The following is a 13,804-nucleotide window of genomic DNA, read 5'->3' as shown; positions in this document are numbered from 1 at the left end:
TCGACCAGCATGCACTTGCTGATCGAGTAGCTCGCGAAGCGGGCGTATCGAGATCCACCCTTGTCGGTGCCGACTGCGTCGGTGTCGACTGCTCCCGAGCGACTGAGGCTCCGGTGCGGCTGCCCGGGCAGAGACACCGCCGCCGACTCCCTCTCTACCGATCGTCCCCCGCGGCGAGCGCCGCCTGCAGCGTGCGGATGACCGCGCCGAGCGCGCCGGAGGCCAGGAGTCCCGGCCCGAGCGGACCGGACGGGTCCTCGCCGAGCAGCGGCAGGCGCGCCAGGGCCGTCCGCACCGGGGCGCTCATCCCCGCCAGCTGCCGGTCGATCTCGGCCGCGCCGCCGTGCCCTGGGTCGGCCAGCTCGGCCGCCTTCGCCGCGAACGCCGCCGCCCCCAGCGCGTGCGCGCCCAGGTGCGCGACTCCGGAGGCCTGCCCCGCCGACCAGGCCGCCGCCTTCGCCGCGGGCGACGTCGCCGACTGCGATGCCCGGCCCGCCTCGAAGCGGCGCCGGATCTCACCGGCCGCGCTCAGCTCGCCGCGGGCGAAGGCACGTGCCCGGGCGATGCCGTCCCGGGCCCGGTCGTCGTCGGGGGCCTCCGCCTCGAAGAGTGGCAGGACCCTCTCGGCGCAGTCGGCGGCCCAGGCGGCGACGAGCCGGCGGTCCTCCTCGGTCAGGGTCTGCGGAGAGGGCATGCCAGCACTCTGGCAGACGCCCGGCGGTCGCTCCGGGCGCGGATGCTCCCCGGCCTCTTGTCGCGCCGCGCACTTCTGGGCAGTGTTGCCCGCATGAGCCTCTACCTCTCCTGCCCCGTCGCGAGCGTCGAGCGCGCCACCGCCTTCTACACGGCCCTCGGCTGGACGCGCAACGAGGCGATGTCGAACGAGAACGTCGCCTGCTTCGCGATCGCGCCGGATCAGTACCTGATGCTCAGCAGCCGCGAGATGTACGCGAGCGTCGGCGGCACCGAGGAGCTGATCGGCGGCCCGGACACCCCGTCCAAGATGACGGTCTCCTTCGACCTCGGCAGCCGCGAGGCCGTCGACGAGCTGACCGAGCGCGCCGGCACCGCGGGCGGCCGCATCGGCGACACCGACGAATACCCCTTCATGTACCAGCGCCAGTTCGACGACCTCGACGGCTACCACTACTCCCCCTTCTGGATGAACCCCGACGCCTGACGCCCGCACCGGCGGCAGTCGAGGCGTCCTCGAACCGTCGAGACGTCCACCTGCTCCGGGACGCCTCGACCATTCGGGGACGCCTCGGCGGCGCCGCCGGGCATAGTGGGCACATGAGTGCTGCAGCGGACGTCCTCCTCAGCGGGCCCCGGGGGCGCCGCCTCTGCTGGGAGTACGCGACGGCGGCGGATCCCGCGCTGCACACTGCGGCGTTCCTGCTCGCGCACGCTGCGGGCGGCGGCGGGGAGTCGGTCCTGCTCTACGCCTCCGAGGACGGCGCGGACGCTCGCGATCTGCCGGTCCCCACGCCCGAGAGCCTCGCCGCGATGATCGCGGCACTCCCGCCGACCCCGGCGGAGGACGACGCCGTCCGCGCCGCGTTCCGCAGGAGCGTCGACACCGCGTACTCCTGGCAGGAACCCGACACCACGGACGTCCTCGCCGCGCTGCCGGAGCTCCGCGCCGCGCTACTCCCGGTCGCCGAACGCGTGCTCGCCTCCCCTGCCGCGGCGACGTGGACGAGCCCCGCCACCGAGGAGCAGTGGGCCGTCGACTGGCGCCCCGACACCGTCCGCCCGCTCCCCACCGGCGCCGCCGCGCTCCTCGACGAGTGGTCCGCCGCCCGCCGCGCCGACGAGGAGCAGTCCGCCCGCGATCGCCCGGCCGACCCGCGCGCGAGCTTCTCCGGCTCCTGGTGGTCGCTCCCCCTCCGGCTGCTGCGCTCCCAGTCCCGGATCGAGGATCTGCTGGAGCTGGTCGAGGACGCCGCCGGACTCGACACCGCGACCGTGATCCCCGTCACCGGCGCCGGCCGCACGCTCGAGATCGGCAGCGCCGAGGACTGGGCCGCGCTCTGCCGCGCCTTCCCCGCCGAGGTCACCGCCTCCCGCCGGCACGACTGGTACCGGGTGACCGGCGGGGAGGGCCGCTGGCTGCTCCCGGACTGGCAGCGCGTCGCCGCCGACTGGGACGCCGTGCACCTCACCGTGCTCGGCTACCTCTCGAGCGCAACCCGGCTCATCCCGGTCGACGACGGGTTCGCCTCCGTGATCGCAGGCTGGGCTCCGGACAGCACCCTGTGGCTCACGGACACCGCGCGGGAGTCGGACGGCCCCCGCCAGCAGTGGCGCCGGAGCGGCCGGGACCACTGGGAGCGCACCGGCTGACGGCACGGGCTCAGCCGAGCTGCGTCAGCGCCTCCCGCAGGCGGTCGAGCGCGGCGGTGGCCAGAGCCGCCAGCTCGCCGTCCCGGCCCTCGGACCACTCGGCGAACGACTCCTTGAAGGCGAGCACCCCGAGCTCGGCGGCGGCATCGGCGACCGCCGGGGCGACGCCGCGCTCGCGAAGGGCATCCGCCATCGCCGTCGCCATCCCGACCTTCTTCAGCAGGGCCCGCTGCTGCAGCTCGGCGCTGGTGGTGATCACCGCCTCGAGCCGCGGCCCGAGCTCGCGGTTGAAGGGCGTCATCGCGGCGGAGGCCGACACCAGCCCGGCGGCGACCGCCTGCATCGGCGTCGCCCCGGCCGGCGCCTCGCGCACCCCCTGCGCGAGCAGCGCCGAGAGCGTCTCCTGACCGGCGGCGAGCACGTCGCGCTTGTCGGGGAAGTGCCGGAAGAACGTGCTCCGGGTCAGCCCGGCCCGGTCGGCGATCTGCGCCACCGTGGTCTCGTCGTAGCCCTGCTCGGTGAACAGGTGCAGAGCGGCGGAGACGAACCGCTCGCGGGCATCGGGTTCCCAGCGTGGCATGGGGAGATCCTACCGTGACGCGACACGAGTCCCATCGCGGGCGTACAGTGATGGGACATCGATCCCATCACTCAGAAGGAGTCCTCCCATGCGCATCCTCCTCACCGGCGCCCCGGGCGCCATCGGCCTCGCCGTCACCGAGGATCTCGTCGCCCACGGTCACGAGGTGCTCGGTCTCGCCCGGTCGGAGTCGGCCGTCCGCCGGGTCCTCGACGCCGGCGGCGAGCCCCTCCGCGGCGAGCTCGCCGACCTCGAGCTGCTGGCGGACACCGCCCGTGCCGCCGATGGCGCGATCCACCTCGCCTTCAGCAACGACTTCTCCGACCTCGAGCGCAGCATCGCGGAGGAGGGCGCGGCGATGGACGCGATCGGCGCCGCACTCGTCGGCACCGGCAAGCCGTTCTCCCTCGTCTCGGGCACGACCTTCTCCGCGGGTGCCGTCGCGACCGAGCACGATCCGCTGACCACCACCGGCCCGGTCGGCGGCCGCGGGGTCAATGCCGCGCGGGTCCTGGGTCTGGCGACGCAGGGCGTCCGGACGACCGCCGTCCGGCTCCCCCGGTCGGTGCACGAGCGCGACATCGCCTACGGCTTCGCCGGCCTCCTCATCCAGGCCGCGCAGCGCTCCGGAGTCTCCGCCTACGTCGGCGACGGCGGCCAGCGCTGGCCGGCCGTGCACCGTCGCGACGCGGCGTCGCTGTTCCGCCTGATGATCGAGCGGGGCGAGGCGGGGACGGCCGTGAACGCCGTCGCCGACGAGGGCGACACGATGCTCGCGATCGCCACGGTCATCGGGCGGCGCCTCGGCCTGCCGGTCGAGCAGGTGCCGGCGGAGACGTTCGGACCCCTCGGCGAGATCTTCGCGATGGACCAGCCCGCGTCGAGCGCCTGGACCCGCAGCACCTACGGCTGGGCGCCGACCCACCCGAGCCTGCTCGCGGACCTCGAGGCGGGCGACTACCCGACCCGGAGCTGACCCCGGCCCGGAGCCGACCCGGATTCGGAGCAGACCCGGCCGGCCGGGCGGTCGGTGTCGGGGTCGCCGAGGCGCGGAAAGTCGACGAGCGCGATGTCGCGGGGTCCCGGTAGCGTCGACCGTGACGGTCATCCCTGACCGGAGAACGGGAGAACGCCGTGAACGCCGTGAAAGCCGTGGTCCATCGCCTCCGATCCCTCGCCGCAGCACTGCGCAGCGCCGTCTCGAGGACTCCGGCCGAACTGCCGGTCGACCCCTTCGGCGAGCCGCCGCGGGCGCCGCACGATCCGCACGCCTACCGGTCGGAGGCGTGGAAGGCGCCGTCGCCGTCCACGCTGAACTTCCACTGACCGGCGGAGCTCGATCGTACGAGGGACGTGCGGCGCACCGGCGGTCGCCTCCGCGGTCGCTCTGCTGCTCTCCGGGTGCTCCTCGGAGCCGGAGCCGGTGCCGAACGAGTGCGGCGATGCCGAGCCGCCGGACATCCCGCACTGCACCGTGACCGCACTGCACCGTGACCGCACTGCGCCGTGACGGCACTGCGCCATGACGGCACTGCGCCATGATCGAGTCATGGTCGCGTCGGTCGAGGTCGTCACCCGCTCCCACCGTTCCGTCGACGACATGTTCGACCGTGCGCGGAGCATCGACCTGCACACGGAGTCGCAGGCCGCGGCCGGTGAGCGGGCGGTCGCCGGGGTGGTCAGCGGCCGGATCGACCTCGGCGAGGAGGTGACCTGGCGGGCCAGGCACTTCGGCTTCCGCCTGCGGCTGACCAGCCGGATCACCGCCCTCGACGCGCCGCACTCCTTCACGAACGAGCAGACCCGCGGCCCGTTCCGCTCCTTCCGGCACGAGCACCTCTTCGAGCCGGACGGCAGCGGCTCGGTGATGACCGACCGGCTCACCTTCCGCGCGCCCTTCGGCGTCCTCGGCCGGGTCGCCGAGCGGCTCGTCCTCGCGCGCCACCTGCGCCGGCTGCTCGAGGAGCGCGGCGCGTTCCTCGCGGCCTCGCCGGCTGCGAGAGACGACCGGCGGGAGTGACGGCCGCCCGATACTCCTGCCGTTGGAGTATGGTGACGCCCGTGCCCGAGGAGATGCGAGAGACGACCTTCTGGATCCTGACCGCGCTCGCTCTCGGGCGCCGCCACGGCTACGCGCTGCTGCAGGAGATCGAGGAGCAGTCGGAGGGCCGCGTGCGGCTGCGGGTGACCACGCTCTACGCGGCGCTCGAGCGGCTGGGGTCGGCGGGCCTGATCGCCCCCGACGGCGACGAGCGGATCACCGGCCGCGTGCGCCGCTACTTCCGGCTGACGGACAGCGGCCGATCCGCACTCGGCGCCGAGGTCGCCCGGATGGAGGCGAGCGCCGTGCGGGCGCGGATCAACCTCGGGCTCTCGCCGTCTGCCGCGCTCTGACCCGACCACCCGACGAAGGAGAACGGCATGACGACGAACGAGGACGCGCGGCGCACCGACCGCTTCCGCCGCGCGCTGCGCTGGTACCCGGCCGCCTGGCGCGACGAGCACGGCGAGGTCCTGCTGGGGATCCTGCTCGACGAGGCCGACGACCGCGGGCACCGCGGCCCGGGCATCGGGCAGCGGACCACCCTCGCGGTCGGCGGTCTGCGCCACCGCCTCCGATCCGCTCCCGGGCGCTCCCCGTCGACGATCGTCCCCCTCGCCCTCGCCACGGCGTTCTTCGTCTTCTACGCCGTCGTCAACTGGTCCCCCGGTGTCAGCCACCCCGGTGCGATCGGACCGTTCACCAACCCCTCCTTCCTCGCCGGGACGCTCTTCGCGATCGCCCTCGGCCTCGCCCTCGCCGCCCGGACCGGCGCCGCTCGGGCCACCGCCCTGCTCGCCGCCGCCACCGAGCTGAGCATCGCGCTCGTCGCTGCGGCGGCCGGGTGGCTCGGTCCCGATCTGTCGACGGCGGGGCCGGTGGCGGCGCTCGGGGTCCTCGCGGTCGTGCCCTGGCGCGGTCGGGTGGCGGCCGTGATGTCGGTCCTCCTGCTGGTCGGCCTGTCGGCGCTGCTGACCGCCGTCGACGCCCTCGGCGCGACGGTGCTCACGGACGTCCCGGCCGCCCGGGTGGTCCTGCCGCTCGCCGTCATCGCCGCCGTGCTGCTCGCACTCGCCCTGGCCGCCCGCCGGGCCACCCTCCTGGAGCGGAGTCTCCCCCGCGGCGTCGGGGCGTGACGCGCGAGGCGTCCCCGAGCGGTCGAGGCAGCCCGTTCCTGCGGGACGTCTCGACCGTCGAGGGACGCCTCATGGAGGCGTGACGGCTGACGGCGGGCCGACCCGCGGCAGGGGTGCCCCGGCAGGGAGTCCCAGCCGCGCGCCCGGCGCTCCTAGCCTGGGCGGACCCGAGGAGAGGACGACGACATGGACCCGGAGCTGGACCTGGAACTGGACCTGAAGAACCTGGACGACCTGATCGCCGCGTTCGACGCGCGGCGGACGATCGAGGGCGGCTCCCCGCTGCACGCCGTCCTGCACGCGGCGAGCCAGGAGGCGCTGCGCATCACCGGGGAGCTGAACAGCGGCTACCACCCGCCGGAGCGCGTGCGCGAGCTGCTGGCGGAGCTGACCGGCCGGCCGATCGACGAGTCGGTGACCCTCTTCCCGCCGCTGCGCGCCGACTTCGGCCGCAGCCTCCGGATCGGCGCGCGGGTGTTCATCAACTCCGGCTGCGCCTTCCAGGACCAGGGCGGCGTCACGATCGGCGACGACTGCCTCATCGGGCACGACGTCGTCTTCGCGACCCTGAACCACGACCTCGATCCGGCGCGACGCGGCGACCTGCACCCCGCTCCGATCGTCGTCGGCTCCAACGTCTGGATCGGCGCGAAGGCCGTCCTGCTCGCCGGCGTCACGGTCGGCGACGACGCGGTGATCGCCGCCGCCGCGGTCGTCACGAAGGACGTCCCGGCGGGAGCGGTCGTCGTCGGCGCCCCGGCCCGCGTCGTCAGGAACGTGCGGGACACCGGCGCGGACGCGACGGCCTGACGACTCACCCGCGGCCGGTTCCGCGCGTCACTCCGACGGGACGGCGCAGGTCTCCTCGGCGGCGGTCTGCCCGGGGGCGTCGAGCGGCTCCGGAGCGGGCTGCGCGGCGGCCGGGTCGGTCGCCGCAGGAGCGGAGGTGCCCGCTTCGACCGGCGGAGCGGGCTGCTCCTCCGCGGGCGTCGACGCGAGCACGACCGGCTCGTCGTTCAGCACCCGCCCCATCAGCTCGCCGCCGAGCACGGTGTCCGGCACGACCTTGCCCGGCCGGTCCGGGTCGTCCAGCGCCGGGTACTGCACGAACACCATCTGCGCGAGGTCGACGTCCTTGAGGGCCAGCGCGAGCGAGATCATCGTCGACGGATTCGTCAGCGTGGTGGACAGGTGCACGTTCGAGGACACCGCCTGCGCGAGTCCGTAGAGCGCGGGCACGTTCGAGAGCGTGTCCGCCGAGCGGACCGTGCGCATCAGCGAGGCGAGGTACTGCTGCTGCGAGGAGATCCGGCTGAGGTCGCTCTCGTCGCCGACGCCGTGCCGGGTGCGGAGGAACGCGAGCGCGGTCGCTCCCGAGACGGTGCTGGTGCCGGCGGGCAGGTCGAGCCCGGAGTCGGTGTCGCGGATCGGCCCGGTGAGGCAGATCGGCACTCCCCCGACGGCGTTGCTCATCTCGATGACGCCGTTGAAGGAGACCCAGCCCGCGTACGGCACGGTCATGCCGGTGAACCGCTGGATCGTGTCGTTGACGCAGGAGAGCCCGCCGGCCTCGAACGCCGAGTTCAGCGGGACGTCGGCGGTCGCCTCCGTGACCTCGCCGGTCTCCGGATCGGTGCAGGCCGGGCGGTCCAGGACGAGGTCGCGCGGGAAGCTGATCACCGTGGCGCTGCGGTGGTCGGCGGAGACGTGCAGCAGGATCGTGACGTCGTTGAGCGTGCCGTCGCGGACTCCGAAGGCGTCGCCCTGCACCGCGTCGTTGTCGGTGCCCACGATGAGGACGTTGAAGCCGCCCTCGATCGCACCCAGCTGCACGGCCCGCGGCTCCGCGGAGGGCGCGATCCCGAGGTCGACCGCGTTGCCCGCGACGTTGCTCGTGATGCTCGCCGTCGCGATCCCGACCAGGCAGGTGCCGCTCACGGCGAGGACCGCGACGGCGGCCGCAGCACCGCGGAGCAGAGTCCGAATGCCCGAGCGCGGTCTCAGCCGTCCGTGCCGTGCGCCACCCGTCGTCGCCATCGGTCACCGCCACCCCCGCAGCTCGTCGATCCGCCCCCGCAGCGGAGCAGCCGCGGTCGCCCGCCAGTGTACGGAAGCGCCGCCGCGCCGCCCGGTATCGGCGGGGAACGGTGGCCGGGCGGCGCAGCCCGCGCCGGTTCCGCCCGGTACGCTCGTCAGCGGATCCGAGAGGGAGGCGACCGGTGCTGGAGACGATCCTGGAGGCCCTCTCCCTCATCACGCTCCCGCTGGGGCTGCTGTTCCTGTTCGCGGCGTTCGTGGGGCTGCTGATCGACGGGCGGTGGTCGACGACGACCGCCTATCTCGAGGACGGGCCGCCGCGGGCGCTGCACTGGGTCACCCGCGCGGGCGAGGTCCGCTCGCGGCCGCTCGCCGCCGACGACCCGCTGACGCCGGTCGGCTCGGACCAGCGCGAGGTCTACTACCGCGAGGAGGACCCGGAGCGGATCCGGCTGCACCGGCGCGCGGATCCGGTGCGCGCGCTGCGGCTGACCGGCCTGATCCTGGTCGGCACCGGCGCGGTCTGCGGGATCCTGTCGACGGTGCTCGCGATCCTCGGGAGCTGATCCCGCGACGGTGTGCCCGGCTCAGGTGTGCCCGGATCGGGTGCGCCGGGCTCAGGCCTCCGGACGCCGCTCATCGTCGATCGCGCGGCGGTGCGCCTCGTCCTCGCGATCGAGGGCGGCGGCGCTCGCCGGAGTGATGACGCCGGCGCGCCTGAGCGCGCTCGTCACCGCCGCCCGGACGACGAAGTAGACCGCGACGAGGACGAGCGCGAACCAGAAGAGGTTGATCACGAGACCGGTGAGCAGGGCTCCGAAGCTGGGTTCCATGCCCTCCACGCTAACCGCCGAGTCCGTCCCGAGCCGAGTGCGCCCACCCCTCACGTCGCGGCGATCGGCCGATCGACCCGTCGCCAACGGCTCCCTCGGCACGTCGGCGAGAGCCGTTCGCGACGGATCGACCGCCCGCGCGGTGCGCTCCGAAGCCTCAGCGCCAGTGCGCGAGCGTGGCCTCCATCAGCAGGCGGGCCCGGGAGAGCTGCCCGCGGACCACGGTCGCGCTGACGCCGAGCTCTGCGCCGATGTCGTCGTAGCTGCGCTGCTGCAGCTGGCGGAGCTCCCAGCAGCGGCGCTGCAGCTCCGGCATCCGGCCGAGCACGGCGCGCGCCTCGGCGACGAGCGCCGCGCGCTCCGACACCGCGGTCGGGCAGTGGTCGAGCGACTCCGGCACGTCCTGCTCCAGCTCGGCGTGGTTCTGGTGGTCGCTCGAGCGCAGCCGGTCGTAGCAGCGCCGGCGCACCGTGGTCAGCAGCCAGCCGATGATCGTCTCGCCGTCGATCACGCTGTCCATGTGCGTCCAGGCGGCGAGGAACGTCTCCTGCACCACGTCGTCCACCTCGCTCGAGGCGCGGAGGATACGCAGCGCCGTCGCGCGCAGCAGGGAGGTGTGCCGTCGGACGATCTCGGCGAACGCGCGGTCGTCGCCCGAGGCCGAGCGGATGACGAGCATCCGGTCGGAGTCGGGCGGGAGCAGCGGCAGCGCGGGCGCAGGGACGGTGCGCGAGCGGCGCGCGGCAGTGGTGGCAGTGGCGGTGGCGGTGGCGGTGGCGGTGGCGGTGGCGAGCATGCGGGCTCCGGTCGTGAGGTTGATGTGTACGCATGATTCGGAGCAGACCTGGGAGCGGATGGCGAGAAGGGCTGCTCTGGCGCGACACGACGGCCGGAACGTCGCCACAGAAACGATTCTGAGCACCTGCGCAGCCGCTGCCGGTGGGGCGCCCGTTCTCGCCGGTCGAGCAGCCTCGGAGGGGCGTCTCCACTCGGCAGAGACGCTCGCACACATGCAGGTCGAGTAGCCCCGAAGGGGCGTATCGAGACCCCTTGTGGTCAAGTGGTTGTTGCAACGAGGAGTTGGTCGAGGCGGTGGGCGGGGGTGGCCCAGTCGAGGGTTTTGCGGGGGCGGGTGTTGAGTTCTTCGGCGATGGTGTCGAGTTGTGTCTGGGTGTAGGTGCGGAAGTCGGTGCTGCTGCGGGGGAAGTATTGGCGCAGGAGTCCGTTGGTGTTGTCGTTCGATCCTCGTTGCCAGGGCGAGTGGGGGTCGGCGAAGAACACGCGGCAGTCGGTGGCGAGGGTGAAGGTGGCGTGGCGGGCCATTTCGATGCCTTGGTCCCAGGTGAGGGTGCGCCGCAGATGCTCGGGGAGTCGGTGCATGAGGGTGGTGAGCACGGCGGTCACGTTTCCGCTGGTGCGGTCCTCGGGGAGGGAGCCGAGCATCACGTAGCGGGTGGAGCGTTCCACGAGGGTGATGATCGCGGAGGTGCCTCGCGCGCCGATCACGAGGTCGCCTTCCCAGTGCCCGGGAACGGCGCGGTCTTGGGCCTCGGCGGGGCGGGTGCTGATGTTGAAGTCCTTCGCCCAGAGCCGGCCCGATCGAGCGGCCCGAGCGCCTCGGGACTGCGGGCGGCGAGAGACGCGTCCTGAGCGCAGCAGCAGTTCGTGCGCGAGCTCTCGGCGCAGCTCTCCGCGGGTCTGGTAGTAGATCGCCTGATAGATCGTCTCGTGAGACACGTGATACTCCGGTCGGTCAGGGAACTCGCTCTTCAGCCAAGCAGACACCTGCGACGGGGACCACTTACTGCGCAGCTTCTGCTCGACCAGACCCCATAACAGCGGCGACGCGGCCGGCCGCCTCGCCACGAGCTTGCGTGCCTTCGGGCGCTTCGCCCGCTCATCCGCTTTGCGCTGCGCCACGGACGCCGAGTACGCCCACCGGTACTCACCCCCCAACCCCGGCCCGATCCCCGAGGCCACGGACCGGCGACGACCCGGATGCCGCGCGACCATTCCAGCGGTGTGGGCACCCCGATACACGTTGTTGCGTTTGAGCTCCCGCCACACCGTCGTCCGATCCCGCCCGATCAGCTCCGCGATCTCCGGGAACCGCAACCCCCGGGCGAACAACACCGCGATCTGAGCCCGCTCACCCGCATCCAACCGACGACCCGGCATGCAACCACCCCTCCGTTGCAACAACCGTATGAAACCGCCCCCACCGTCGTCAGCCGGACGGCCTGCAGACCCGCCTTCTGACGCTGGTGGATCTCGATACGCCCGCTCTGCGGGCTACTCGATCAGCATGGACGTGACCACCGTCGCCGGATGCTGAATCTGAGAACCGCGGCCCCACACCCCAGGGTTCGCTGGCAGATCGCACGGGTCGGGGCGCTACGGCGCGAGAGTGACGATATGACGACCACACCGACTCCCCCGTCCGGCTCCACCCGCACCGCCCTCCTCGTCGGAGCCTCCCGCGGGCTAGGCCATGCCCTAGCCGCGGAGTTCCTCGGCCGCGGCTGGGACGTGATCGGCACCGTCCGGGATCCCGGCAGGCGCACCCCTCTGCACGAGCTCCAGGACGAGGTCGGCGCGGACCGCCTGGCGATCGAGCGGCTCGACATCACCGACGAGGAGGAGACGCGGGCACTCCGGGAGCACCTGACGGGGCGCGTGCTCGACCTGCTCTTCGTGAACGCCGGCACCACGACGAGCGAGGACACCCCGATCGGCCAGGTCTCGACGGAGGACTTCATCGAGGTCTTCGTCACCAACGCCCTCAGCCCGATGCGCGTGATCGAGACGCTGCAGGACCTCGTCGCGGATGACGGCCTGATCGGCGCGATGTCGTCGGGGCAGGGCAGCATCGCGAACAACACCGGCGGCGGGCGGGAGGTCTACCGCGGCAGCAAGGCGGCGCTCAACCAGTTCCTGAAGAGCTTCGCGGTGCGGCAGTCCGGCACGGGCCGGGCGATCGTGCTGATCGCGCCGGGCTGGATCCGGACCGCGCTCGGCGGCGACGACGCGCCGTTCACGATCGAGGACAACGTGCCGAAGGTGGTCGACGTGCTGATCGGCCGCCTCGGCACGCCCGGAATCGCCTACCGCGACTTCCGCGGCGCGGTGGTGCCCTGGTGACGGCGGTCCGGTGACGGCGGTGCGGCGCCGGTCCTGCGGATCCGGTCCTCAGGAGCCTGTCCTCCGGTGACGGTGGTCTTCCGTACGCTCGGGGGGTGCCCTCTCCTCGACCCTTCCAGCAGCGACTCCTCCGGCAGCTCGTCGGCACGCTGAGCGGCCAGCGCCCTGCCGCGCCGGTGAGCCGGCGCTCGCAGCGCGCGGTCCTCGCCGAGCAGACCGTGCGCGGCGTGCTCGAGCTGGCGGTGCGGCTCGGCGAGACCCTGCTGTCGCTGGGGTCCGCGGCGGCCGAGGTCACCGAGACCATCGAGCGGGTCTGCCGCGCCTACGGCATCGAGGTGCAGGTCGACCTCACCTTCACCTCGATCCTGGTCGTGCACGACGGCAGCGAGGACTCGCCCAGCGTGAGCGTGCTGCGCGTCGTCGCCTCCCGCAGCGCCGACTACGAGCGGCTCGCCCGCGTGACGACGCTGGTCACCGCGATCACGGACGGCTCCCCCGAGGTCCGGGTCGCCGACACCGTCGACTCGTCGACCGCGCGGGACGAGGCCCGGCAGCAGTTCGAGGACGCGCACGAGCGGCTCGACGCGATCCTCGTCCAGCCGCACCGCTACCGGCGGAGCGTCGTGACGCTCACCCTCGCGGTGATGGCCGCGGGCGTCGCGATCCTGCTCGGCGGCGGGCCGCTCATCGTCCTCCTCGCCGCGCTCACGACCGCCGCGATCGACGGCGTCAACCAGCTGCTCGGCCGCTGGGGGCTGCCCGCCTTCTTCCAGCAGATCGCCGGAGCCGCGCTCGCGACCGGGGTCGCGGTGCTGCTGCTCGCGGTCGTGCCGCAGCTGCCGGTCGAGTTCGCCGTGCTGCCGCCGGCGCTGGTGGTCGCCTCCGGAGTCGTCGTGCTGCTCGCCGGGCTCTCCTTCGTGGGAGCGGCGGACGACGCCATCAACGGCTTCCCGATCACGGCCGGCGGCCGGCTGCTCGAGGTCGGGCTGCTGACGCTCGGCATCGTCGTCGGCATCGCCGCCGTGCTCGACGGCGCGCGCACCCTCGGCGTGGAGCTGGTGCTGGTCGACTCCTACGCCCGCCCCTGGCCGGCGAGCGTGCAGGTGCTCGGCGCCGGCATCGCCGCGGGAGCCTGGGCGCTCTCCTCGCACACGCCCCCGCGGCCGGCGCTCGTCGCCGCGCTCACCGGCGCGGGAGCGTGGGTCGCCTCCGACGCGCTGAGCGGGCTGGGCGCCGCGCCGCTGCTCGCCAGCGCCGTGCCCGCGATCGTGATCGGCCTGCTCGGCGAGACCCTGGCCGAGCGCTGGCGCGTGCCCGCCGTGGTGACCACCGCCTGCGGCATCGTGCCGCTGCTCCCCGGCCTCACCCTCTACCGCGGCGTGCTCGACCTCACCTCCGGCCGCGGCCCCGAGGGCGGCATCGAGCTGCTGCTCCAGGCGGGCATGATCGCGATCGGGCTCGCGGGCGGCGTCACCCTCGGCCGCATCGCCTACCGGCGGCTGCGCACTCCGGTCGTCCGCGCGGTGGCGCCGGTGCGGGCGCGTCGCTCCCCGCATCCGGAGCCGGCGCCGACCGCCGAGGAGCCGCTCGCGCGGACGGGCACGATGCCGATCATCAGCACGATCGGGGTGACCGAGCCGACGGAGGACGACCTCGCCGGAGGGGCCGCGGCGGCCAAGGACTGACGCCC

General features: G+C 73.6%; 17 protein-coding genes. 11 read left to right on the top strand and 6 right to left on the bottom strand.

The annotated features are described in order from the left end of the window. Window positions 1-154: 154 nt before the first annotated feature. Window positions 155-694 carry a putative immunity protein gene (locus C1I64_RS06170; protein WP_127886571.1) on the bottom strand — a complete coding sequence of 180 codons (540 nt, stop codon included), beginning with the start codon at window positions 692-694 and terminating at the stop codon, window positions 155-157. 93 nt (window positions 695-787) lie between these two features. On the opposite strand from C1I64_RS06170, the gene C1I64_RS06165 reads away from it, so the two are divergent. Together C1I64_RS06165 and C1I64_RS06160 are read left to right on the top strand one after the other, a co-directional pair. After that, window positions 788-1,180 carry a VOC family protein gene (locus tag C1I64_RS06165; protein ID WP_127886570.1) on the top strand — a complete coding sequence of 131 codons (393 nt, stop codon included), beginning with the start codon at window positions 788-790 and terminating at the stop codon, window positions 1,178-1,180. Between the two features lie 113 nt (window positions 1,181-1,293). Continuing rightward, window positions 1,294-2,346 carry a hypothetical protein gene (locus C1I64_RS06160; RefSeq protein WP_127886569.1) on the top strand — a complete coding sequence of 351 codons (1,053 nt, stop codon included), beginning with the start codon at window positions 1,294-1,296 and terminating at the stop codon, window positions 2,344-2,346. A gap of 10 nt (window positions 2,347-2,356) precedes the next feature. On the opposite strand, the gene C1I64_RS06155 is transcribed toward C1I64_RS06160, so the two are convergent. Then, complete coding sequence (locus C1I64_RS06155) at window positions 2,357-2,926, bottom strand: TetR/AcrR family transcriptional regulator (RefSeq protein WP_127886568.1); 570 nt, start codon at window positions 2,924-2,926, stop codon at window positions 2,357-2,359. A gap of 88 nt (window positions 2,927-3,014) precedes the next feature. Here C1I64_RS06155 and C1I64_RS06150 point away from each other — a divergent pair, with 88 nt between their 5' ends. The 6 genes from C1I64_RS06150 to C1I64_RS06125 all read left to right on the top strand — a co-directional run bounded on the left by C1I64_RS06150 (window position 3,015) and on the right by C1I64_RS06125 (window position 6,913). After that, window positions 3,015-3,902, top strand: a complete 888-nt coding sequence (locus C1I64_RS06150) for an NAD-dependent epimerase/dehydratase family protein (RefSeq protein ID WP_127886567.1) — start codon at window positions 3,015-3,017, stop codon at window positions 3,900-3,902. 158 nt (window positions 3,903-4,060) lie between these two features. Further along, the gene (locus C1I64_RS06145) at window positions 4,061-4,252 is read left to right on the top strand and encodes a hypothetical protein (RefSeq protein WP_127886566.1); all 192 of its coding nucleotides are present in this window, start codon (window positions 4,061-4,063) and stop codon (window positions 4,250-4,252) included. Between the two features lie 223 nt (window positions 4,253-4,475). Further along, the gene (locus tag C1I64_RS06140) at window positions 4,476-4,946 is read left to right on the top strand and encodes an SRPBCC family protein (protein WP_127886565.1); all 471 of its coding nucleotides are present in this window, start codon (window positions 4,476-4,478) and stop codon (window positions 4,944-4,946) included. Between the two features lie 41 nt (window positions 4,947-4,987). Next, window positions 4,988-5,320 carry a PadR family transcriptional regulator gene (locus tag C1I64_RS06135; RefSeq protein ID WP_243732819.1) on the top strand — a complete coding sequence of 111 codons (333 nt, stop codon included), beginning with the start codon at window positions 4,988-4,990 and terminating at the stop codon, window positions 5,318-5,320. 27 nt (window positions 5,321-5,347) lie between these two features. Continuing rightward, window positions 5,348-6,103, top strand: coding sequence for a hypothetical protein (locus tag C1I64_RS06130; RefSeq protein WP_127886564.1), 756 nt, complete (start codon window positions 5,348-5,350; stop codon window positions 6,101-6,103). 186 nt (window positions 6,104-6,289) lie between these two features. After that, entirely contained in the window at window positions 6,290-6,913 is a 624-nt protein-coding gene (locus tag C1I64_RS06125) for a DapH/DapD/GlmU-related protein (protein ID WP_127886563.1), read from the top strand. Between the two features lie 27 nt (window positions 6,914-6,940). On the opposite strand, the gene C1I64_RS06120 is transcribed toward C1I64_RS06125, so the two are convergent. After that, window positions 6,941-8,041, bottom strand: coding sequence for an LCP family protein (locus C1I64_RS06120; RefSeq protein WP_164874457.1), 1,101 nt, complete (start codon window positions 8,039-8,041; stop codon window positions 6,941-6,943). A 281-nt stretch (window positions 8,042-8,322) separates the two neighbouring features. Here C1I64_RS06120 and C1I64_RS06115 point away from each other — a divergent pair, with 281 nt between their 5' ends. Beyond that, window positions 8,323-8,706: a hypothetical protein gene (locus tag C1I64_RS06115; RefSeq protein ID WP_127886561.1), complete on the top strand. Its 384-nt coding sequence runs from the start codon at window positions 8,323-8,325 to the stop codon at window positions 8,704-8,706. A 51-nt stretch (window positions 8,707-8,757) separates the two neighbouring features. On the opposite strand, the gene C1I64_RS06110 is transcribed toward C1I64_RS06115, so the two are convergent. The 3 genes from C1I64_RS06110 to C1I64_RS06100 all read right to left on the bottom strand — a co-directional run bounded on the left by C1I64_RS06110 (window position 8,758) and on the right by C1I64_RS06100 (window position 11,151). Further along, window positions 8,758-8,973 (bottom strand): hypothetical protein, encoded by a 216-nt coding sequence (locus tag C1I64_RS06110; RefSeq protein ID WP_123445935.1) that lies wholly within the window; start codon window positions 8,971-8,973, stop codon window positions 8,758-8,760. A gap of 157 nt (window positions 8,974-9,130) precedes the next feature. Continuing rightward, window positions 9,131-9,769 carry an RNA polymerase sigma factor gene (locus C1I64_RS06105; protein ID WP_127886560.1) on the bottom strand — a complete coding sequence of 213 codons (639 nt, stop codon included), beginning with the start codon at window positions 9,767-9,769 and terminating at the stop codon, window positions 9,131-9,133. A 260-nt stretch (window positions 9,770-10,029) separates the two neighbouring features. Beyond that, window positions 10,030-11,151 (bottom strand): IS30 family transposase, encoded by a 1,122-nt coding sequence (locus tag C1I64_RS06100; RefSeq protein ID WP_127886559.1) that lies wholly within the window; start codon window positions 11,149-11,151, stop codon window positions 10,030-10,032. Between the two features lie 237 nt (window positions 11,152-11,388). On the opposite strand from C1I64_RS06100, the gene C1I64_RS06095 reads away from it, so the two are divergent. After that, the gene (locus C1I64_RS06095) at window positions 11,389-12,114 is read left to right on the top strand and encodes an SDR family NAD(P)-dependent oxidoreductase (RefSeq protein WP_127886558.1); all 726 of its coding nucleotides are present in this window, start codon (window positions 11,389-11,391) and stop codon (window positions 12,112-12,114) included. Window positions 12,115-12,209: 95 nt separating this feature from the next. After that, window positions 12,210-13,799: a threonine/serine exporter family protein gene (locus C1I64_RS06090; RefSeq protein WP_127886557.1), complete on the top strand. Its 1,590-nt coding sequence runs from the start codon at window positions 12,210-12,212 to the stop codon at window positions 13,797-13,799. Window positions 13,800-13,804 lie beyond the last annotated feature (5 nt).

Source organism: Rathayibacter festucae DSM 15932 (assembly GCF_004011135.1).
Lineage (GTDB): Bacteria > Actinomycetota > Actinomycetes > Actinomycetales > Microbacteriaceae > Rathayibacter > Rathayibacter festucae.
This window is presented reverse-complemented; position numbering and strand designations above follow the sequence as displayed.

Coding starts and splice junctions, on each gene's coding strand:
- C1I64_RS06170 (WP_127886571.1), bottom strand. CDS start 694: ATGCCCTCTCCGCAGACCCTGACCGAGGAGGACCGCCGGCTCGTCGCC.
- C1I64_RS06165 (WP_127886570.1), top strand. CDS start 788: ATGAGCCTCTACCTCTCCTGCCCCGTCGCGAGCGTCGAGCGCGCCACC.
- C1I64_RS06160 (WP_127886569.1), top strand. CDS start 1,294: ATGAGTGCTGCAGCGGACGTCCTCCTCAGCGGGCCCCGGGGGCGCCGC.
- C1I64_RS06155 (WP_127886568.1), bottom strand. CDS start 2,926: ATGCCACGCTGGGAACCCGATGCCCGCGAGCGGTTCGTCTCCGCCGCT.
- C1I64_RS06150 (WP_127886567.1), top strand. CDS start 3,015: ATGCGCATCCTCCTCACCGGCGCCCCGGGCGCCATCGGCCTCGCCGTC.
- C1I64_RS06140 (WP_127886565.1), top strand. CDS start 4,476: ATGGTCGCGTCGGTCGAGGTCGTCACCCGCTCCCACCGTTCCGTCGAC.
- C1I64_RS06130 (WP_127886564.1), top strand. CDS start 5,348: ATGACGACGAACGAGGACGCGCGGCGCACCGACCGCTTCCGCCGCGCG.
- C1I64_RS06125 (WP_127886563.1), top strand. CDS start 6,290: ATGGACCCGGAGCTGGACCTGGAACTGGACCTGAAGAACCTGGACGAC.
- C1I64_RS06110 (WP_123445935.1), bottom strand. CDS start 8,973: ATGGAACCCAGCTTCGGAGCCCTGCTCACCGGTCTCGTGATCAACCTC.
- C1I64_RS06105 (WP_127886560.1), bottom strand. CDS start 9,769: ATGCTCGCCACCGCCACCGCCACCGCCACCGCCACCGCCACTGCCACC.
- C1I64_RS06100 (WP_127886559.1), bottom strand. CDS start 11,151: ATGCCGGGTCGTCGGTTGGATGCGGGTGAGCGGGCTCAGATCGCGGTG.
- C1I64_RS06095 (WP_127886558.1), top strand. CDS start 11,389: ATGACGACCACACCGACTCCCCCGTCCGGCTCCACCCGCACCGCCCTC.